Origin of the sequence: Bartonella sp. CL70QHWL, from assembly GCF_042194855.1 — a bacterium.
GTDB lineage: Bacteria > Pseudomonadota > Alphaproteobacteria > Rhizobiales > Rhizobiaceae > Bartonella.
The window spans coordinates 61364-82335 of the sequence record NZ_JBHINJ010000005.1; the positions used below are offsets into that span (position 1 = coordinate 61364).

Annotated in this window: 17 protein-coding genes and 1 pseudogene; 8 read left to right on the forward strand and 10 right to left on the reverse strand. The window is 37.5% G+C overall.

The features are described from left to right. Window positions 1-639: 639 nt before the first annotated feature. From mutT to ACFIJZ_RS03695, 3 genes are all read right to left on the reverse strand, one after another. Window positions 640-1053 carry an 8-oxo-dGTP diphosphatase MutT gene (gene mutT / locus ACFIJZ_RS03685; RefSeq protein ID WP_375631082.1) on the reverse strand — a complete coding sequence of 138 codons (414 nt, stop codon included), beginning with the start codon at window positions 1051-1053 and terminating at the stop codon, window positions 640-642. A 125-nt stretch (window positions 1054-1178) separates the two neighbouring features. Next, on the reverse strand, window positions 1179-2411 hold the full coding sequence (argJ, locus tag ACFIJZ_RS03690; RefSeq protein WP_375631083.1) for a bifunctional glutamate N-acetyltransferase/amino-acid acetyltransferase ArgJ: 1233 nt from the start codon (window positions 2409-2411) through the stop codon (window positions 1179-1181). A gap of 125 nt (window positions 2412-2536) precedes the next feature. Then, window positions 2537-3490: a peptidylprolyl isomerase gene (locus tag ACFIJZ_RS03695; RefSeq protein ID WP_273790601.1), complete on the reverse strand. Its 954-nt coding sequence runs from the start codon at window positions 3488-3490 to the stop codon at window positions 2537-2539. A 435-nt stretch (window positions 3491-3925) separates the two neighbouring features. Between ACFIJZ_RS03695 and secA the strand changes: the two genes are divergently transcribed. The 4 genes from secA to prmC all read left to right on the forward strand — a co-directional run bounded on the left by secA (window position 3926) and on the right by prmC (window position 9236). Next, on the forward strand, window positions 3926-6643 hold the full coding sequence (secA, locus tag ACFIJZ_RS03700; RefSeq protein ID WP_375631084.1) for a preprotein translocase subunit SecA: 2718 nt from the start codon (window positions 3926-3928) through the stop codon (window positions 6641-6643). Further along, window positions 6582-7073 (forward strand): Fur family transcriptional regulator, encoded by a 492-nt coding sequence (locus ACFIJZ_RS03705; protein WP_273790603.1) that lies wholly within the window; start codon window positions 6582-6584, stop codon window positions 7071-7073. Before secA ends, ACFIJZ_RS03705 begins: the two co-directional genes overlap by 62 nt. A 223-nt stretch (window positions 7074-7296) precedes the next feature. Then, on the forward strand, window positions 7297-8373 hold the full coding sequence (gene prfA / locus ACFIJZ_RS03710) for a peptide chain release factor 1 (protein ID WP_375631085.1): 1077 nt from the start codon (window positions 7297-7299) through the stop codon (window positions 8371-8373). Continuing rightward, the gene (gene prmC, locus ACFIJZ_RS03715; protein WP_273790605.1) at window positions 8370-9236 is read left to right on the forward strand and encodes a peptide chain release factor N(5)-glutamine methyltransferase; all 867 of its coding nucleotides are present in this window, start codon (window positions 8370-8372) and stop codon (window positions 9234-9236) included. Before prfA ends, prmC begins: the two co-directional genes overlap by 4 nt. Here prmC and nrdF read toward each other — a convergent pair. The 4 genes from nrdF to nrdH are packed head-to-tail and all read right to left on the reverse strand — an operon-like array spanning window position 9233 to window position 12973. Then, the gene (gene nrdF / locus ACFIJZ_RS03720; RefSeq protein WP_273722534.1) at window positions 9233-10207 is read right to left on the reverse strand and encodes a class 1b ribonucleoside-diphosphate reductase subunit beta; all 975 of its coding nucleotides are present in this window, start codon (window positions 10205-10207) and stop codon (window positions 9233-9235) included. The two genes, prmC and nrdF, sit on opposite strands and share 4 nt — an antisense overlap. Window positions 10208-10218: 11 nt before the next feature. Further along, window positions 10219-12369, reverse strand: a complete 2151-nt coding sequence (gene nrdE, locus ACFIJZ_RS03725) for a class 1b ribonucleoside-diphosphate reductase subunit alpha (protein ID WP_273790606.1) — start codon at window positions 12367-12369, stop codon at window positions 10219-10221. After that, on the reverse strand, window positions 12351-12749 hold the full coding sequence (gene nrdI, locus ACFIJZ_RS03730; protein ID WP_273790607.1) for a class Ib ribonucleoside-diphosphate reductase assembly flavoprotein NrdI: 399 nt from the start codon (window positions 12747-12749) through the stop codon (window positions 12351-12353). Before nrdI ends, nrdE begins: the two co-directional genes overlap by 19 nt. Then, window positions 12749-12973 (reverse strand): glutaredoxin-like protein NrdH, encoded by a 225-nt coding sequence (gene nrdH / locus ACFIJZ_RS03735; protein WP_273790608.1) that lies wholly within the window; start codon window positions 12971-12973, stop codon window positions 12749-12751. Before nrdH ends, nrdI begins: the two co-directional genes overlap by 1 nt. 682 nt (window positions 12974-13655) lie before the next feature. On the opposite strand from nrdH, the gene ACFIJZ_RS03740 reads away from it, so the two are divergent. The 4 genes and pseudogenes from ACFIJZ_RS03740 (at window position 13656) to ACFIJZ_RS03755 (ending at window position 18053) form a co-directional block, all read left to right on the forward strand. Next, a complete protein-coding gene (locus tag ACFIJZ_RS03740) occupies window positions 13656-14408 on the forward strand; it encodes an ABC transporter ATP-binding protein (RefSeq protein ID WP_273790609.1) in 753 nt (250 codons plus the stop codon). Between the two features lie 3 nt (window positions 14409-14411). Next, a complete protein-coding gene (locus ACFIJZ_RS03745) occupies window positions 14412-15281 on the forward strand; it encodes a metal ABC transporter permease (protein WP_375631086.1) in 870 nt (289 codons plus the stop codon). A gap of 10 nt (window positions 15282-15291) precedes the next feature. After that, window positions 15292-16209, forward strand: a complete 918-nt coding sequence (locus tag ACFIJZ_RS03750; RefSeq protein ID WP_375631087.1) for a metal ABC transporter solute-binding protein, Zn/Mn family — start codon at window positions 15292-15294, stop codon at window positions 16207-16209. Window positions 16210-17852: 1643 nt separating this feature from the next. Continuing rightward, a pseudogene (locus tag ACFIJZ_RS03755) lies at window positions 17853-18053 on the forward strand (DNA-binding protein). A gap of 28 nt (window positions 18054-18081) precedes the next feature. On the opposite strand, the gene ACFIJZ_RS03760 reads toward ACFIJZ_RS03755, so the two are convergent. The 3 genes from ACFIJZ_RS03760 to ugpA are packed head-to-tail and all read right to left on the reverse strand — an operon-like array spanning window position 18082 to window position 20877. Then, window positions 18082-19128, reverse strand: coding sequence for a sn-glycerol-3-phosphate import ATP-binding protein UgpC (locus tag ACFIJZ_RS03760; protein ID WP_375631088.1), 1047 nt, complete (start codon window positions 19126-19128; stop codon window positions 18082-18084). 2 nt (window positions 19129-19130) lie between these two features. Next, window positions 19131-19982, reverse strand: coding sequence for a sn-glycerol-3-phosphate ABC transporter permease UgpE (ugpE, locus tag ACFIJZ_RS03765; protein ID WP_375631089.1), 852 nt, complete (start codon window positions 19980-19982; stop codon window positions 19131-19133). A 10-nt stretch (window positions 19983-19992) separates the two neighbouring features. Beyond that, the gene (gene ugpA, locus ACFIJZ_RS03770) at window positions 19993-20877 is read right to left on the reverse strand and encodes a sn-glycerol-3-phosphate ABC transporter permease UgpA (protein ID WP_375631090.1); all 885 of its coding nucleotides are present in this window, start codon (window positions 20875-20877) and stop codon (window positions 19993-19995) included. Window positions 20878-20972: the final 95 nt, after the last annotated feature.

Consider the following 20972-nt stretch of genomic DNA (forward strand, 5'->3'; position numbering starts at 1 on the left):
ACCAGCTTACTTCTTCATAAGCGTAAAGATAGTGGCGCTCAATAGATTTTACATTATTTCCATAGGGGCTTTAACGTTATATCATTCCGGGCACCGTCGCGAAATGGGCTTTGGAGCATTGCGAGGTGCCTCTTTTAAAAAAGCTCGTGAATATGCAACACAATGCCATTCTACATTACGTAAAGAACGTACCCCTCTTAATCAAAAGCAACATCTTTTGAAATTTTTCCTATTATCGATATCTCATGAAATAAATACCCCTTATACCTCTCAGTGCATCCAAACCCATCTCACAATGATACACGTGAAAAGTATAACATACATTGTCTACCACTATCTTTATACTTATGAATCGTGTAAAGACATCATTATACACTTTGCCAATTCTCAATGTTGCGATAACCCTTGGCTATTGGAGAGTGTTCTTTCAGCACGTATTTTATTTCTTTCTTAAATAATTTTATCCACATAACCCTCCCCGCTTGGAACGTGCAAAAGAATGGTTTTGATTAATTTAACATAAAACAGATTTGAAATGAGAAAGTTTTTTACGACTCTGGACTTCCCCATTCAACATAAAAAATTATAAATTATCATTTTAAATCAATATATTGAATTATATTTTCTTCTTATAACACATTAAAGAAGATGATTTTTCAATACCTGAACCAATGGTTTATCAGCATCAGGCATAGAGTATTTATCAAGATCATTAATAAAAACCCATTCTAAATTTTGCCCCTCTCGTCCTTGCGCAACACCCTCATAATGGTCACAAAGATACAATGGCATTAAGAGATGAAATGTTTTATAGTTATGACTTGCAAATGTTAAAGGGTGTAAATTATTTGGTTGAACATAAATACCAAGCTCTTCCTCTAATTCACGAATCAATGATGCTTCCGGAGTTTCACCTTGCTCAACCTTGCCACCAGGAAACTCCCATAAACCAGCCAGTGATTTTCCTTCAGGACGCTGTGTAAGCAAAACACGATTATTCTGATCGAACAATGCGCATGCAACAACAAGAAGAATAGAACTTTTCATACACATATCACTCCCCAATAGGGAACATAAAAATAACTGACTTTCCTATCATATCCCCTCTGCTCCTAAAAGAGCTCACATACCCCATTTGCTCTGAAAAATAATAAGCTGTTAAATATAAAGTGCATCCATTAACTTCTGTAATCGCTATTGATCATAACGTACTCTTTTGTTAAATCGCAAGACCAAACCGTCGCCGTGCTCTTACCCAAACCGATATCAACACGAATTGTGATGTGTTTACCTTGCATATAAGCACCTATTGTCTCTTCACAATACTCAGGATCTCGTACGCCATTCACGGCCACACGATGCTCACCAAACCAAATCGTCAATAGATCACGATCGACTTCAACACCGGCCTTCCCAACTGCCATAACGACCCGCCCCCAATTCGCATCTTCACCGGCAATAGCCGTTTTTACGAGCGGTGAATTTGCAATTGATAAAGCAATAGTTTTAGCTGCATTGTTTGTTGTAGCGCCCATCACATTAACCTCAATTAAATGACGAGCACCTTCACCATCACAAACAACTTGTAGTGCAAGTTCATGCAGAAGTGCACTCAATTGTTTCACAAAAACCCCATAACGCGGATCAGATTTACTTGTAAGACATGGAAAATGTTCTTTTCCTGTCGCAAACAACATAAGCGTATCTGAAGTTGAGGTATCGCTATCAACAGTAATTGAATTGAAAGAACCCTCAACTGCCTCTGATAACATGGATTGGAGTGCATCCGAAGAAATAGTCGCATCACTAACCACAAATGACAGCATTGTCGCCATATCTGGTGCAATCATACCAGCACCTTTTGCAATTCCATTAATGGTAACACGCTCTCCCCCACAGTCAAAAGTGCGCGTCGCAAGTTTTGGAAATGTGTCCGTTGTCATTATGGCTTTTGCAGCTTCCAACCAATTGCCCTCTTCTGCTGTCTCTGTCATACTTGGTAAAAGATTGACAATACCCGATGCATCCATTGGCTCACCAATAACACCCGTAGAAGCTATAAAAATTTCATCTTCTCTAACCTTTAAAGCGTTCGCTGCTGCACAGATGATTGCATTGGTTGTGCGCTTTCCTTTGCTTCCTGTAAAAGCATTTGCATTTCCAGAATTCACAACAACACCCCTCGCAACCCCATGAGGAAGCGATGCACGACAATGCTCTACAGGAGCAGATGGACATTTTGAACGAGTAAAAACACCGGCCACACTCACTGGCTTATCGAACATGATGAAAAGAAGATCTGTACGATCTTTATATTTAATCCCAGCTTCAGCTGTTGCTATCCGTACACCAGATAATGGAGAAAGCTCTTGGATCTTTTGAGGCGACAAAGGGGAGATTTTCAAAACCACAATATGCTTTCTATAAAAAAATGAAATGATTGCAGATCAATAACCTCTCATAGAAAACTGCTAGGCTTTTTGAACAAAACTAACCTAGCAAATTATCTATTAAAGAGGCTATCTATTTTTCCTAGCTATTCCGTATCTTCTTCATCTGATGTCTCATCGGGAAGTAGCGTCCCATTTTGATGAAGCGATTCCATGATTTTGGTAACATTAGGATCAGGGTATTTCACATCTATCTTGCTACGCAAATCAACAATCAGTTCTTGATAGCGCTTTTTTATTAGCTGTGTCCGCAACATCTCTTTAACATCATCAAATGCAGGCGGTTGTTTTACACGACGATCTTCTAATTTAATAATATGCCAACCAAAAGGACTTTCAACGGGTTGTTTTGTGTATTCGCCAACTTTCAAACCAAATGCGGCATCTTCAAAAGGCTTGACCATTTGACCATGGCTAAAATAACCAAGATCACCCCCAACGGCAGCAGAACCATCTGTTGAACTTTTCTTTGCAATCTCTTCAAAATTTTCGCCTTTATTTAAATGCTTAATGATAGCTTCTGCTTCTTTTCTCGTTTTGACCAAAATATGACGCGCTTTAACCTCATCCTCTTTAGGTAAAGCAGCAACTTCTTGCTTATAAAGAGCTTCCAAATCAGTATCCGATATTTTATCAACAATCTCCTGTTTAAAATAAAGCTGTTGAAGAACATTGTCACGCATGACTGCCATACGTTTATCGTAAGCTTCTGTCTTATCAAGACCCTTGCTTCTTGCTGCTTTTGCGAGTGCCTGCATATCTAAATAAGCTTTTAAAACCATCATACGGCGTTGTTCATCAGGAAAACGTGCTAAATTAGGATTTATTTCAAGCGCTAAATCATCCAATTGGCCTGCTGTAATATTTTTCCCATCAATAACCGCCATAACATGAGAAGGAGAAACGGCTTTTTCAGAAGCTTTCTCTAAAGTCTTTAAATCACTCGACGATGAATTCAAACCTTCTTGAGCACTCACCCCTAAACTTGTACTTGCCAATAAAGTTGATGCTAAAAAAAGCGTGATAAAGTTAAATTTCATAAATATACTCCTTAAAAATGAAGGCAGGTTCAAGATTCCAATTTTCTTTACCATAACACTTTAATCTTTAAACATAGAGAAATAAATTAGTAATTTTATTTTAAAAAAGTATAAAATCATCCTTTTATCTCAGTTTCTCCAATCCTATCTAATGCAGATGAAAAACATGATAATAGAGAAAAATGACATATTGTATCTTAAATTACTTTGTATTGTATCAGTTAAATAGCATACTTAAAGTTGACATAAAGCGCTTAGCCTCTTATCTCTACTTTACAATTAGAGTGAAAAATTGCACACCAGCAAGTATAATGGTACCATCTGCATTTCATGATGTCTCCAATGATATCAGACAACTTGAAGGAAATGTAGAGTATGGGGAGAGCATATGAATTTCCCAACAAGAGTGACAACAATTAAAAGAAAGGGCCAGAGATGGTCAGTTTAGGTGTTTTTGCCCGTAAGTTTTTTGGCTCAGCTCATGAGCGACATCTCAAAGCACTCCGCCAAAAAGTTGCACAAATTAATGCTTTGGAAGAACAATTCGTAAAATTAAGTGATGAGCAGCTTTGCCAAAAAACAGATGCCTTTCGTAAACGTCTTAGTGAAGGTGAAAGTGTTGATTTGCTCTTACCAGAAGCTTTCGCGACTGTTCGTGAAGCCGCAAAACGTGTTTATGACATGCGTCCTTTTGACGTACAACTTATTGGTGGAATGGTCCTTCACGATTGCGGCATAGCTGAAATGCGTACTGGTGAAGGTAAAACCTTAATGGCAACTCTACCAATTTATCTCAATGCATTGGAAGGTAAAGGCGTTCATGTTGTGACAGTAAACGATTATCTCGCCAGTCGTGATGCTGAAACAATGGGAAAAATTTTTAGTTTTCTAGGGCTTACAACAGGCGTGATTCTTCATGATCTTGATAGTGATGCCCGCCGAGAGGCCTATGCATGCGACATCACCTATGCCACAAATAATGAACTAGGTTTTGATTATTTGCGTGATAATATGGCCTTCGATCGTAGTCAAATGGTCCAACGTGGACATCATTACGCAATTGTCGATGAAGTTGATTCGATTCTTATTGATGAAGCCCGTACCCCCCTTATTATTTCTGGTCCTCTAGAAGATCGTACTGACTTCTATAACCTTATTGATACATTTATTCCTGCCTTAACTCCAGAAGACTATGAAATAGACGAAAAACAAAAAACAACGACCTTTACCGAAGTTGGTACTGAAAAAATTGAAAAAATGCTCGAACAAGCTGGGCATCTTAAAGGTGAGAGTCTTTATGACATAGAAAATGTCGCTATCGTTCATCATGTCAATAATGCTCTAAAAGCTCATAAACTGTTTGCTCGCGATAAAGATTACATTGTTCGCAATGATGAAATCGTTATTATTGACGAATTTACAGGGCGAATGATGCCTGGGCGGCGTTATTCTGAAGGACTTCATCAAGCGTTAGAAGCTAAAGAGCATGTTGCTATTCAACCAGAAAACCAGACACTTGCTTCCATCACTTTCCAAAATTACTTCCGTATGTATAGGAAATTATCTGGCATGACTGGAACTGCAACAACAGAAGCCGAAGAATTCAGAAATATTTATGGTCTTGACGTTGTCGAAATCCCTACAAATTTGCCAATACAACGTATTGATGAAGATGATGAGATTTATCGAACAGCAGAAGAGAAATATCGGGCAATTGTGCGTGATATCCGTCAAGCGCACGAAAAAGAACAGCCTATTCTTGTTGGAACAACCTCTATTGAAAAGTCAGAACAATTGGCAGAGCGTTTGCGAAAAGAAGGCATTACCGATTTTAGAGTCTTAAATGCTCGCTATCACGAACAAGAAGCATATATCATTGCGCAAGCAGGCGTTCCTAGAGCTCTCACCATTGCAACCAACATGGCAGGACGCGGTACGGATATACAGCTTGGTGGTAATGTTGAAATGCGCATCCGACAAGAGTTACAGGATATCCCCGAAGGTCCAGAGCGAACAGCTAAAATTGAAGAAATAAAAAAAGATGTTCAGAAGCTTAAAGAAAAAGCTTTAGCGGCTGGAGGGCTTTACGTTATCGCTACTGAACGTCATGAAAGCCGTCGTATTGATAACCAGCTTCGTGGACGTTCTGGTCGCCAAGGCGATCCTGGTCGCTCAAAATTCTTTCTCTCTCTTCAAGATGATCTTATGCGTATCTTTGGCTCTAACCGTATGGATGGTATGCTGCAAAAACTTGGATTGAAAGAAAATGAAGCTATTATCCATCCATGGATTAATAAAGCCCTTGAAAAAGCACAAAAAAAGGTCGAAGCACGAAACTTTGAAATTCGTAAAAATCTGCTAAAATATGATGATGTCATGAATGATCAACGCAAGGTTATTTTTGAACAGCGTATGGAGGTCATGAACGCAGATGATTTATCAGAAATGATCCTTGAAATGCGCAATGAAGTCGTAGAGGATCTCGTAGAGGCTTATATTCCATCAGGGACATATTCTGAAAAATGGGATGCAAAAACTCTTGAAGAAGAGCTTCAACAACTCTTTAATCTTGAGCTTCCAGTGGAAGAATGGGCAAAAGAAGATGGAATTGCCGAGGAGCAAATTCTAGAGCGTGTATCAGATGCTGTTACAAAACTTGAAAATGAGCGTACTGAACGATATTCTCCAGAAGTTATGGCTTATTTTCACAAAGCAGTATTGCTCGAAACTATTGACACGTTATGGCGTGAACATCTGGTGAGTTTAGACCATTTGCGTTCTGTTGTTGGTTTTCGTGGTTATGCGCAGCGGGATCCGCTCAATGAATATAAGACAGAATCATTTGAACTCTTTCAAAGTATGTTGAGAAATTTGCGCCGAATTGTCACTTCTAAGCTTATGCGCTTTGAAATCATTCAACACCCCACAGAACCGACCATACCTGAGCAAACTGATGCTGCTTCTTCTGTCTTTAATGATCAAAGTCAAGAAAATGCTCCCACCTTATCGGCACGATCACAAGAAAATAGATTTGTTAATCCACAAGATCGTGACCCTAACGATATAACCACATGGGGAAAAGTTGGACGTAATGAGCGTTGTCCTTGCGGTTCAGAGAAAAAATACAAACACTGTCATGGAGCCTTTATTTGAAAAGCAAATTATGCAAATGAATAAAAAGCGAAATTATGAGCAAGAATTGCGCACCGCTGGTTTAAGAGTAACACGTCAACGACGAGTTATTCTTGATATTTTGACTGATACAAATGATCATCCCAATGCATTTGAAATTTTTCAGCGTGCAAACAAAATAGATTCGAATATTTCACTCTCAACTGTTTATCGAACCATGAAAATATTAGAAGGAAATGGAACAATTCATCGCCATAGCTTTAGTGGTGGTCCATCTCGTTTTGAGCAAGCAGATGGGCAACATCATGATCATCTCATTGATATAGAAACAGGACAAGTCATCGAGTTTCATTCTGATGTTATTGAAAAGCTACAAGAGGAAATTGCAAAATCTCTTGGCTATGATATTATTCATCACCGCCTTGAACTTTACGGAAAAAAAAACTCTTAAAAAAGTGATCATATATCATTAGATAAAAGACCTCAGGCAAATCAAATTTTATAAAAATTTACCTTTAAAATATAATAGTTTTCATTGGCAAAAAAAAAGAATTGCTTTATTACCCCTCTTTGTATGATGCTATACGGTAATTCATTGCCAATATTATAACAAAAAATCATTGCAACAAAATATTATAAAAAATTGTATTATAAAAAATTAGGCCAATATTATCATGGTTTCCTTGCCACAAGATCGTATGAGACAGCTTGAAAAGCGCTTTGAAATAATTGAAAGCCAAATGACGACGAATCCAAATGCTGAAACATATGTCAAATTAGCTTCTGAATATGCAGAACTACAACCCGTTATTGCCTCTATACGCGCATTAAATGCTCTTTACGAAGAGATTACAGAATTAGAAACGATTATCAACGATAAACAAACAGATATAGAGATGCGTAATCTTGCCCAAGAAGAGCTACCATCGTTATATAAAAAAGTAGAGCAATTTGAAAAAGAACTCCAGATTCTGCTTTTGCCTAAAGATGTTGCTGATGAAAAAAACGCTATTGTTGAAATTCGTGCAGGAACGGGTGGATCAGAAGCAGCACTTTTTTCCGGTGATCTTTTCCGCATGTATGAACGTTATGCCCATGCTCACCATTGGAAAGTAGAAGTTATTTCACTTAGTGAGGGGGAAGTTGGCGGATATAAAGAGATTATTGCTACCATTTCAGGAAAAGGTGTCTTTTCTAAATTGAAATATGAATCAGGGGTTCATCGTGTGCAACGCATCCCTGAAACAGAAACAGGTGGACGTATCCATACATCTGCTGCTACCGTTGCTGTGCTTCCAGAAGCTGAAGATATTGATATTGATATTCGTCCTGAAGATATTCGTATCGACACAATGCGTGCATCCGGAGCAGGAGGACAGCATGTTAATACAACGGATTCAGCTGTTCGTATCACGCATATTCCAACAGGAATTATGGTCGTACAAGCAGAAAAATCACAACATCAAAACCGAGCAAGAGCCCTTCAAATTTTACGGGCACGCTTATTCGATATCGAACGACAAAAAGCGGAAAGTGAACGTTCAGCTTCTCGTAAAAGCCAAGTTGGTTCTGGTGATCGCTCAGAACGTATTCGTACCTATAATTTTCCACAAGGACGTGTCACGGATCACCGTATTAATCTAACCTTGTATAAGCTTGATCGCATTCTAGAGGGAGATCTTGATGAGCTTCTTCATGCACTCATCTCAGATCATCAAACAACACTGCTGATGGAAATGGATAATAATTGAGCAAATATTCTTTCAAGAATGTCATCCAACAAATGCAAGAAAAATTGCGCACGAAAGGAATTGCTGAAGCCGATCTCGATGCGAAAATACTCGTTGAATGGATAACAGGAATAAATGCTGCTGAAAGAATTTCTAAACCAGATATGCATCTATCTTCTGAGCATATTATACAAATAGAACAAGCTTTACAACGGCGTATTGCAGGCGAACCCGTTTACCGTATTATAGGAGCACGAGAATTTTATGGTATATCTTTTACATTGTCTCAAGAGACGTTAGAACCTCGCCCTGATACAGAAACGCTGATAGATCTTGTTCTCCCTTTTCTCCAAAAACAGGTCGAAAATTCGAGAAAAACAACATTCCTTGATATGGGAACAGGAAGTGGCGCCATTGCTATTGCACTCCTTAAACAAATTCCCCAATCCTATGCGGTGGCAGTCGATATTTCTGAAGATGCCCTTAGAACAGCAAAAAAAAATGCAAAAAATGCTGAAGTAGCACACCGCTTCACACCTCTTCTTAGCGACTGGTTTGATTCTGTCGCAGATCGCTTTGATTTTATTGTTTCCAATCCACCTTATATTCCCGCAAAAGATATCAAAAAACTTGCAAAAGAAGTGCGCTTACATGACCCATTGCGCGCTCTGATAGGAGGAGAAGATGGACTTGATTTTTATCGAAAACTCGCCCATGAAGCAGCCAACTACTTAAAAGAAAACGGCTATATCGCTGTTGAAATTGGTTTCTCTCAAGAAAATGAAGTCTGCAATTTGTTCGAAAAAAATGGTTTTCAATGTTTAGAAGTGCGCAAAGATCTAAGTGGAATACCCCGCGCACTTCTATTTGCATGCAAACATTAAAATTCCCAATCATCATCCGTGGTAGCAACCGCCTTGCCGATGACATAAGAAGAACCTGCCCCTGAAAAAAAGTCGTGATTTTCGTCAGAGTTTGGTGATAAAGCTGCCAAAATAGCGGGATTAACACGACAAACCTCAGGGGGGAAAAGAGCTTCAAAACCTAAATTCATTAAAGCCTTGTTTGCATTATAATGAAGAAAAATTTTAACATCTTCTGTCAATCCAAGCGCATCATAAAGATCTTCAGTATATTTGCACTCAATGTTATAAAGATCAAAGAGCAGGTTAAAAGCAAAATCTTTAATTTCTTGTCTTTTGGCTTCATCAAGCTTTGCAAAGCCCAATTGGAATTTATAACCTATATAATAACCATGGACTGCTTCATCACGAATGATTAGTCGAATGAGGTCTGCTGTATTGGTCAACTTAGCGCGACTGGCCCAATACATGGGCAAATAAAAACCAGAATAAAATAAAAAGCTTTCCAGCAAAGTCGAAGCAATTTTTTTCTTAAGTGGATCATTTGCTTCATAACGCTCAAGTACTAATCTAGCCTTTTTCTGCAAATGAATATTTTCTTCTGACCATCTAAACGCGTCATCAACTTCTACCGTCGAACAAAGGGTTGAAAAAATAGAGGAATAAGAACGTGCATGAACCGCTTCCATGAAGGCAATATTCGTCAAAACTGCCTCCTCATGCTCTGTTATCGCATCAGCCAGAAGCGAAATGGCCCCTACAGTGTTTTGAATTGTATCTAAAAGCGTTAGTCCTGTAAAAACACGAATTGTCAATTTACGTTCTTCATCCGTTAAGCTTGACCATGAGGGAATGTCATTGGAAAGTGGAACCTTCTCAGGTAACCAAAAATTCCCAGTTAAGCGATTCCATACTTCAAGATCCTTCTCATCATGTAATCTATTCCAATTAACAGCGCACACAACAGGATTTTTGGTTGTAATCTTTGTCATATGATGATCTCCTATAAACTGCAAGAAACACAGCCATCAACTTCCGTTCCACTTAATGCTACTTGCCGTAACCGTACATAGTAAATACTCTTGATACCCTTTTTCCAAGCATAAATTTGTGCGCGGTTAATATCACGTGTGGTCGCTGTATCAGGAAAAAATAATGTTAATGAAAGACCTTGATCAACATGCTGTGTTGCAGCAGCATAGGTATCTATAATTTTTTCAGGGCCAATCTCATAAGCATCTTGGTAAAAATTCAAATTCGTATTATCCATATAAGGAGCGGGATAATAAACGCGTCCAATTTTTCCCTCTTTGCGAATTTCAATTTTTGAAGCAATTGGATGAATAGAAGAAGTGGCATGATTAATATAGGAAATAGATCCCGTAGGTGGAACTGCCTGCAAATTGCGGTTATAAAGCCCATACTCAATAACTAATTTTTTGAGTTCCTGCCAATCCTTTTGATCTGGGATAACAATATTATTCCGTGCAAAAAGCTCTTGCACAAGCGCAAATTGCGGTTTCCATTCTTTTTCAATATATTTTTCGAAAAAACTTCCATCTGCATAAGCTGATTTTTCAAACCCTGCAAACATTTCTTGACGTTCGTGCGCAATTAAATTGGAAGCCCGTATGGCATGATATGTCACAATATAAAAATAGATATTGGTAAAATCAATCGCTTCTGGAGACCCATAATAGATCTGCTCACGCGCTAGAAACCCATGCAAATTCATTTGTCCCAAACCAATCGCATGACTTTCAGCATTGCCTTTCGCAATGGAAGGCACACAGGCAATATTGCTCATATCCGAAACAGCAGTAAGAGCACGAACAGCAGATTCCACGGTCTGTCCAAAATCAGGACTTTCCATTGCTTTGGCAATATTCATGGATCCAAGATTACAGGATATATCACTTCCAATCGTGCGATAAGTTAAATCTGTCTCCAGTTCACTCGCCTCACTCACTTGCAAAATTTCTGAACATAAATTGCTCATACTTATGCGCCCAGCTATCGGATTCGATCGATTAGCAGTATCCTCAAATAAAATATAGGGATAACCGGACTCAAATTGAATTTCCGCTAATGTCTGGAAAAAAACGCGTGCACTTATTTTCTTTTTACGAATCTTTGCATTATCAACAAAAGAACGATAATGCTCCGTTAAAGAAATATCGCTAAAAGGCTTACCTGTCACACGCTCGATATCATACGATGAGAAGAGATACATATCCTCATTATTCCGTGCAAGCTCAAAAGTAATATCAGGAATAACGACACCAAGCGAAAGCGTTTTAATTCTAACTTTTTCATCAGCATTTTCACGCTTTGTATCCAAAAATTTCATAATATCTAAATGATGAGCATGCAAATAAACAGCTCCAGCCCCCTGTCGTGCCCCAAGCTGATTGGCATAAGAAAAAGAATCTTCCAAGAGTTTCATCACCGGTAAAACACCTGAGGACTGATTTTCTATTTGCTTAATTGGTGCCCCTGCTTCCCGCAAATTCGTTAAACAAAGCGCCACACCTCCACCACGTTTTGAAAGCTGCAAAGCCGAATTAACCGCACGACCTATCGATTCCATATTATCTTCAACACGTAGCAAAAAACACGAAACCAATTCACCTCGTTGTTTTTTTCCAGCATTTAAAAATGTCGGTGTTGCCGGTTGAAAACGTCCTGTAATAATTTCATCCACAAAATTTTCAGCAAGAGCTTTATTCCCTTGTGCCAAATATAAAGCTACAAGACAGACGCGATCTTCATAACGTTCAAGATAACGTTTCCCGTCAAAAGTCTTCAGTGTATAGCTGGTATAATACTTAAATGCGCCTAAAAAGGTAGGAAAACGAAACTTAAATGCATAAGCACGTTTAAAAAGTTTTTTAATAAAAGAAAAATCATAAAGCTCAAATAAAGCTTTTTCATAATAACCTTCTTCTATTAAGTAATCTATTTTTTCCTTCAGGTTATGAAAAAAAACTGTATTTTGATTAACATGCTGAAGAAAATATTGCCGTGCGGCAAGCCGATCCATATCAAATTGAATATGACCATTTTCATCATAAAGATTAAGCATTGCATTCAGCGCATGATAATCAGTAATCTGATCCGATTTCTGCGATTGTCCTATACCAATTGTTTCCAAAATATTTCCAATCCCTTTTTTACATAAATAACGTCTTCATCAGTTCCACGCAGCTCAAAACGATAAAGGCAAGGTACACAACATTTTTCAGCAATAATTTTACTTGCTAAATTATAATAGCGACCAAAATTACGATTCCCACCGCCAATAACACCACAAATTAATTTTCGGTTCTCAGCTTCATTAAGAAACTGGACAACGGCTTTCGGCACTGCCCCTCTTCCTTCACCATCTGCATATGTAGGAACAACCAGTACATAAGGTTCACCAACCAATGCAGAAGGCTTTCTTTTATCAATTTTGAAGAGTCGTTGACCAAGCTGCGAGACAAAATGCTGTGTATTACCCGTTGCACTCGAATAATAAACAATAAGCCCCATTAAGCACAAAGACCACTAATCATATCTGGTCTAAAACCAGACCAATGATTTTCACCACAAACAACGACAGGAACCTGACGATACCCCAGAGATTGAACAAAACTGTATGCTTGTTCATCACAGGAAATATCAACAACACGATAACGAATGCCTTTTGCATCAAAAGCGCGGCGTGTAGCATCACATTGGACACAAGATGGTTTACTATAAATAGTGATCGACATTTTCTTCAACTTTCACAATTCCAAACAATCAACCCTCAAAGGTCAATCTAATAATTTTATAGGTACTCAAGAATAACAAAAAATAGAAATTGTACGCAAAGCATGTGGTTATTTTTCAAATAGTACACAGCTTCCTGAATATAACAGAATTCCTCATCAAATAACTTCAAAGACTATGATGAGAATAAGAGATTATTCTACAACTTAAATGGCAAAGTCCCCTAGTTATAAAACAATCTTTTGCTTGCATTACAATTCCCTCCTGCTGTCTAAAAAACTAACGTTCTAAACTACCGTTTTCCAAGAGCTCTGTTTTACTCTTTTACGGCAAAAATCAATTACAAAAATGAAAGGGAATCCTTCCAAAAGAGATCCTTCAGCAAAAATACTGCTATACCCTTGGTCAATAAACTCTTTACAATAATGGAAATAACTTAGATACCAAACGAAACACACTAACACCCTCTCTTGTGCTTATTTAGAATCACCAATCATTTTGATACTATATATAGTATATACTCTCTCTCTTTCGTCAAGGTGAATTCAATTATTATTTTTAATTTTCCACGATCTTCCCACTAAAATTTTCAGTACTCAAAACTATGTAATAATATAACATTTTGTTGACAAACGTTATATTATTACATAGTTTCCAAAATAATAAGCAACGATGGTAAAAAATATGGATCTGCTCTTCAATAAGACAACATTAGGCTATAGGAATAGAATAGCAATAAAGAACTTTTCAGCAAAGTTAAAAGCTGGTTCATTGGTCGCAATAACAGGTGATAATGGCGCTGGAAAATCGACACTGCTAAAAGCCATCGCCGGATTGATTAAACCTCTTAAGGGAAAAATTATAAAACAAAAAAAAAGTCGCATTGCTTATCTTGCTCAGCAATGTGATATAGATCAAACATTTCCAATTGATGTGAAAACGCTTGTAAAAACAGGACTGTGGTCTTTTTGTGGATTATGGAAAAATCAACGCCCTTATGATTCTAAGATTCAAAATGCGCTTAAAATGGTTGGGCTTACAGAACTCGCACCCCGTTCACTTGAAACATTATCAGGCGGGCAATTACAACGCGCTCTTTTTGCACGTATCATTGTGCAAGATGCCAATATTATTTTGCTTGATGAACCTTTCAATGGTGTAGATCATAGTACCCAAAAAGACCTTCTTGCACTGATCACATACTGGCAACAGCAAGGACGCACAATTCTCACCGCACTCCATAACCCTCTCATCGTGCAAGAATTTTTCCCCCAAATGATTCAAATTGATCAACAAAACGCCTTTTATGGAGAAACAACACAGTTTTTAAACAACACCATTCATCACGTTATGCCACCTCTCTCATCCAATTCTTTCCCTGTTAGCGCACAAAAACAAAATCTTCCCATCAATGATCCTCTCTTTCTTAGGTTATAAGACGTGTATGCATTTTTTCTTGCCCCCTTTGTTGATTTCCAATTTATGCAAAACGCCCTTATCGGTTCTATTTTCCTGTCTATTAGCGCTTGTCCTGTTGGTGTGTTTTTGATGCTCCGTGGAATGAGCTTGACAGGAGATGCTATCTCTCATGCCATTCTTCCTGGTGTTGCAACTGCTTTTCTGATTTGTGGTTTTTCCCTCATATCTATGACACTTGGTGGCATCTTCGCTGGTCTTATTGTTGCTTTAGCAACCATTTTGATTTCACGAAACAGCTTTCAGAAAGAAGATGCATCCATGACCGTCTTTTATCTTATTGCACTCGCGGCAGGTGTCATTATTATCTCACTGAAAGACTCAACAATTGAGCTGCTTCATCTCTTATTCGGATCGGTTCTTGCACTTGATGCACAAGCCCTTTGGTTAATCGCTACTATAATGCTGATTACACTATGCAGCCTTTGTATTTTTTGGCGTGCACTCGTTTTAGAAAGCTTTGACCCCCTCTTTTTTAAATCACTCTCTCCATTGAGTAAATATATTCATATTTCATTGCTTGGACTTGTGGTGTTGAATCTGGTTGGAGGCTTTCAATCACTAGGAACATTACTCTCCGTTGGCATTATGATGATTCCAGCCATTACAGCCCGTTTTTGGTTTTCACGGCTAGGCCCTATTTGCGCGCTTTCCACTCTTTTTGGAATCATTTCTAGCGTATGTGGTCTTCTGCTTTCTTTTCATCTTTCACTTCCCTCCGGCCCTGCTATCATCATTGCCGCAGGATTTATTTATCTTGTTTCCTGTTTGATAAGTCCACGTGGCTTTATTGTAACATGGTTTCCCCACCTCTTTTATACCTCCTCACTTTAAGGAAAAAAATGTGCCTAAGTTTGCTCAAAAATTTGCTCTTCTTGGAGCTTTATTGCTTGCCCTTTCTCCATTTTCTGCTTCTGCACACAATAAAATCAAAGTTGTTGCGAGCTTTTCTATTCTCGCAGATCTCGTCAAAAATGTAGGAGACAACCATATCTCTATGACCACTTTTGTAGGTCCCAATGCGAATACCCACACTTATGAACCTACCCCCCATGATGCTCAAGCTCTTAGAAATGCTCAAATTATTTTCATCAACGGGCTTCATTTAGAAGGATTTATTGATCGCCTCATTACAGCAAGTGGTACAAAAGCACTTCTTGTCGAAGTTAGCGCTAACATTCCTTCCCTCAAAATGAAAAATCAAGAACATAATGCCCATCACCACCACAGCGTTATTGATCCACACGCTTGGCAAACCATTCCCAATGTCAAAATCTATGTGAAGAATATCGCTGCTGCTTTTTGTAAAATCGATCCACAATCCTGCACCAGCTACAAAAAAAATGCCGAAACCTACATTCAAAAACTTAAAATAGCACAAGATACCCTGAAAACAAAAATTGCTACCATTCCTAAAGATAAACGTATCATTATCACATCTCATGACGCCTTTGGCTATTTTGCCAAGGAATATGGTTTTACTATCCTTGCCCCTCAAAGTGCTTCAACAGAAGCTGAAGCATCCGCAGCCGATGTTGCTAAACTTATCAAACAAATTAAAGCGAATAAAGCAGCTGCACTATTCGTTGAAAATATCTCTAATCCCCGTCTCATAAAACAGATTGCAAAAGAAACAGGTTTAACAATTGGTGGAACACTTTATTCTGATGCATTGTCAAACAAAAATGGTCCAGCAGCAACTTATCTCGATATGATGGAACATAATGTGAATACCATCATTGATGCCATCACAAAACATTAAGATCTTCTACAAAAGAGATAAAAAAGAGTTCATAAAATCATAAGTCTATGATTTTATTACTAATGATGCCCAACATCTATAATTGATAACATTGATATGAAATAAAGTGACTTTTACAGAGAAATTTATATTCAATAGATTCTAAGATAGATAAAGTAAGTGGATTTATTACCTCATGGTGCCCAAATCATTAGCAGTAGCACTCTACTTTTCAATGATTCTTTTACAATAACTCTCGACACTTGAAACGATTCATAAGAAGCATTTGGTGTCTCTTTCTTAAAATATTTTTATCTATCCAACTCCATTTATAACATGCAAATGGGATTAGCGTATGAATAAAAACCACTTGAAGAAAAAATGCCTCTTCTAAAGAGTCTCAACACAATAATTTTTGCAATGTTGGAGACTGAAAGAGAGTATGATGATGTCCCCAGCTTGCACTTTTATAAGCATAAAGATGGCGATACACTATGGATTTTATGTTATACCACTCATAAAAGACTGCGTGAAAAAATAGTTGGAACAACCTTGCAAGATATTTTTTAAAACAAGTGCGTGAATTGGCAACCCAATAGCCTTCTGTTTAGGTATTCTGTTTTGTATGAGAGGTGCAATTCTATTCAAAGAACGTAATAAAAAAATGTGTTCAGCAATGCGTAATCTCCATTATGTAAGAGACATTGGCTCAGATTTTTTTTTGAAAATCGCAATACTAAATTAAAAGATGAGGCTAAAGATAGAAACTATTTTTTATCTTGATGCTTTCATATTCTCCCTAAATTAAGCTGTCTCCTCATTTTAGAAATTACATAAGAAGACAAGCTTATTCCACTCTGACATACAAAAACTGAATACAGCACCGAACCGTCTTCATATTTGTCTCAAACATACTGCTGTATAAAGTTTAGGTTGATTTATAAGCAACAAAAAAGCACGCGCTTTATAAGAAAGTAATATCATAAAACCATTAATAGACTGGCAATATATTGAAAAAATATACCAGCTTTTATAAAATGCTTTGCAAAACAATAATATAACTGTCTTTGTCTCTGCTGATTCTTATAGGCGTTCGCATCGATCCCTTATGTTATATTCATAAAGATCTGTTTGAGGATGATCTATAGGCAATTTTTAACTCAAGAATATAGAAAGATCGATGAGATGTTACAGATGTGTTTCATCTGCTTTTATCGTTAACAGTAATGAAAATTCTAAAACAAGCACGCCTTCTATATCTCAGTGATTTTTTTGCAACTTATCAGATACCCTCGCTGAGAATTGCATAGTGATTTACATGAGAAAAAATAAACTTGTAGCATGCGCGCATAGGTTTCTCTCTAATTTATGTGATTGGTAGAAAAAACAAATGCTTCTTATAGGAGCTCTGAAACCATTTTAGATCATATGGTCAGCGGTAAAATAGAATGCGCCTATTCTCGTACAGACTATTTAGAACAGCGTCGTATTTTGTGGATCAAATAGACTTCTTATGTTAGGGATCAAAGCTAAGATATGGGGTGCATCCTCCCTTATCTGTGACGCATTTTTTCTCTCTATTTCTCTCATTTACTTTTTATAAGATACATAAATTATTACATCAAGAAACATATGATAATATGTTGTTTTTTATAATGAAAATGATGTTTGAAAATAATATTCTTCTTACAGACCGTGAAACCGCAAAATTTTTTCATATAAATGTTTTGACATTCTCAGCGCCATGGGACAATGGATCATTACCAAAACTATTAAAATTTTGTTTTTAATCCCGCCGGTTACAACCTGATTTTGTAAATGTAATCGAGAAAGTCAAAAAGCAACATTATCATGACGCAGCATAAAAGAGAGTCGTGTCACATCAATTAATGCTTACTTATTATTTGTGCGCTTTCCTGTGTTTTTATTAAAAGTATGAAAATTCTGATGAGCAACTGTGAAACTTAGTTTTTGACCATATTCGTATGTCAAGCGTTCTTTTATTTCAATCGTAAAGATGATATCATTCCAACGCGTTAAAACATGGCAACCCGTTCCAATAGGCTTGATAAGCTCAATTTTTGTGTGAAAGACTGGTCCTTTATCTGGATGTTCGCCCAATAAGATTATTTCAGGTCTGAATGCTAAAAGATCAGTTTCTTCGCCATAAGTAAATGAATGCCCTAAATGTTGTTCTAAGACATGGCGATCAAGAAAATTCATAGGAGGAGAACCAATAAAATCAGCAACAAATGTTGTTGCTGGAGTATCGTAAATTTCCATTGGTGTTCCAATTTGCTCGATAGCTCCTTTATTCAAAACGACTATTCTATCAGCTAATGTCATAGCTTCTAGTTGATCATGGGTAACATAGAGGCTCGTTGTCCCTAATGAACGCTGTAGTGTTTTTATTTCAATACACATTTGCGCCCGTAATTTTGCATCAAGATTTGAAAGAGGTTCATCAAAGAGAAAAACACGGGGTTGACGTACAATCACACGCCCCATTGCAACACGCTGACGTTGTCCTCCTGATAATTGTCGTGGTTTACGATCAAGAAATGGTTCTATCTCCAAAAGCTTTGCAGCATGTGCGATACGTTTTTTAATTTCTTCTTTAGGGGTTTTACGATTTTTAAGACCATATTCTAAATTTCCACGAACTGTCATATGGGGATAAAGGGCATAATTTTGAAAAACCATAGCGATATCACGATCAGCTGGTTCACGATCATTGATACATTCGTTATCAATGCATAATTCACCTGAGGTAACTTGTTCAAGTCCTGCTATAATACGTAATAAAGTCGATTTTCCGCACCCTGAAGGACCGACAAGAACAAGAAGTTCTTTATCGGCAACAGTTAAGTTTAAATCATCAATGACCAGAATGCCGTTGTCATACTGTTTTTTTATATTTGATAACTGGATTATGGCCACAATTACTTCTCCGTTTCAATAAGGCCTTTGATAAAAAGCCGCTGCATGAAGATAACAACAAGAACAGGGGGAACCATGGCAACAACCGATACTGCCATGAGTATATTCCATTGAGGATCATGTTGAAGTGATTCGACAATAAGCTGTTTTAAAATAATAAGGATCGTTTGATGATTTTGATCCGTTGTGATTATAAGAGGCCAGAGATATTGTATCCATCCATAAATGAACATAATGATAAATAAGGCAGCGATATTGCTTTTACTAAGAGGAAGAAGGATATCCTTAAAAAATTTAACTGGACCTGCACCATCAACACGTGCCGCCTCTAAGAGTTCATCTGGAACAGTCAAAAAAAACTGGCGAAATAAAAATGTAGCGGTTGCAGATGCAATAAGTGGAATAATCATTCCACTATAGGTGTTAATCATCCCCAATTTTGCAACAATCTCATAGGTTGGAAGAATACGAACTTCGACAGGGAGCATCAATGTAACAAAAATAAGAACAAAAGCAGTTTTTCGGAAGGGAAAGCGCATGTAAATAATTGCATAAGCAGACAAAAGTGAAATAATAATTTTTCCAATACTAATCCCAAGAGCCATAATGAATGAATTCATTATGAGTGGCCAGAGGTTGGGCAAACCTAGCCGTGCAAGGCCATCACCAAAGATTGTTTTATAATTTTCCAGAGCGTATTTCCCAGGCAAAAGAGGAAGTGTTCCTGAGTTAAATGCTGCTGAACTATGAGTTGATGCAATGATAGCAACATAAACTGGAAAGCAAATAATGATAATACCAACAATGAGAGTAATATGGGTTAGAAATTTCAAAACAGGGCGATTTTCAACCATAATTTGTTTCCTAATATTGTACACGGCGCTCAATCCAGCGAAACTGGATAAACGTTAAGACAATAACCATCAACATCAATATTGTTGATTGTGCTGCTGATGCACCGATTATTTGATTTCTAAAGCCATCGTCATATACTTTATAGACGAGTATGCTCGTTGCACGCGCAGGACCTCCAGAAGTTGTATTATCAATAATACCAAAAGTATCAAACATAACATAATTGACATTGACAATAAGAAGGAAAAACGTCGTTGGTGAAATTTGCGGGAAGACCACTGTCCAAAATCGTTTAAAGGGACCAGCACCATCAATGGCGGCTGCTTCTATTTGAGAACGCGGAACAGACTGAAGACCTGTAAGAAAAAAGAGAAAATTATAAGAAATTTGTTTCCAACTAGCCGCAATGACAATAAGAATCATTGCTTGAGTGCCATTAATACGATAATTCCATAGCACTCCTATTTTCTCGAGAAGAAAAGGCATAATTCCGATAGTGGGATGAAAGATAAACAGCCATAATATACCTGCCAATACTGGAGCAACAGCATAGGGCCAAAGCAAAAGCATTGTATAAGCCTTTTTTGCACGGATGACACGATCAACACAGACAGCTAAGAGAAGTGATATTGTCATTGAAGCGACAGTAACTGAGATGGAAAATACTGCGGTTGTAAGAAGCGATTGCCGATAAGTAGGATCAGAAAGAACGGTTAGATAATTCTCAAAACCAATAAAGGTTGTTGTAAAGCCAAAAGGGTCTTCACGCTCAAAAGATGATTTTATTGCTTGAGCAGCAGGCCAAAAGAAAAACAAAAAAGTCACAAGAAGCTGAGGAAAAAGCAGTCCGTAAGAAAGTAGATTATTTTTAAAATATGCATGTTTTTCTTGCATTCGTAGGGCTCTTTAAATGTAGAGACTTTAAAAAGGTAAACAAAAAGGACTCAACTGTTTTTGTTGAGTCTTTAATGTTTAACAATAAAACGAAA

Coding starts and splice junctions, on each gene's coding strand:
- mutT (WP_375631082.1), bottom strand. CDS start 1,053: ATGTGTATGAAAAGTTCTATTCTTCTTGTTGTTGCATGCGCATTGTTC.
- ACFIJZ_RS03695 (WP_273790601.1), bottom strand. CDS start 3,490: ATGAAATTTAACTTTATCACGCTTTTTTTAGCATCAACTTTATTGGCA.
- secA (WP_375631084.1), top strand. CDS start 3,926: ATGGTCAGTTTAGGTGTTTTTGCCCGTAAGTTTTTTGGCTCAGCTCAT.
- ACFIJZ_RS03705 (WP_273790603.1), top strand. CDS start 6,582: ATGAGCGTTGTCCTTGCGGTTCAGAGAAAAAATACAAACACTGTCATG.
- prfA (WP_375631085.1), top strand. CDS start 7,297: ATGGTTTCCTTGCCACAAGATCGTATGAGACAGCTTGAAAAGCGCTTT.
- nrdF (WP_273722534.1), bottom strand. CDS start 10,207: ATGACAAAGATTACAACCAAAAATCCTGTTGTGTGCGCTGTTAATTGG.
- nrdI (WP_273790607.1), bottom strand. CDS start 12,749: ATGGGGCTTATTGTTTATTATTCGAGTGCAACGGGTAATACACAGCAT.
- nrdH (WP_273790608.1), bottom strand. CDS start 12,973: ATGTCGATCACTATTTATAGTAAACCATCTTGTGTCCAATGTGATGCT.
- ACFIJZ_RS03740 (WP_273790609.1), top strand. CDS start 13,656: ATGGATCTGCTCTTCAATAAGACAACATTAGGCTATAGGAATAGAATA.
- ugpE (WP_375631089.1), bottom strand. CDS start 19,982: ATGGTTGAAAATCGCCCTGTTTTGAAATTTCTAACCCATATTACTCTC.
- ugpA (WP_375631090.1), bottom strand. CDS start 20,877: ATGCAAGAAAAACATGCATATTTTAAAAATAATCTACTTTCTTACGGA.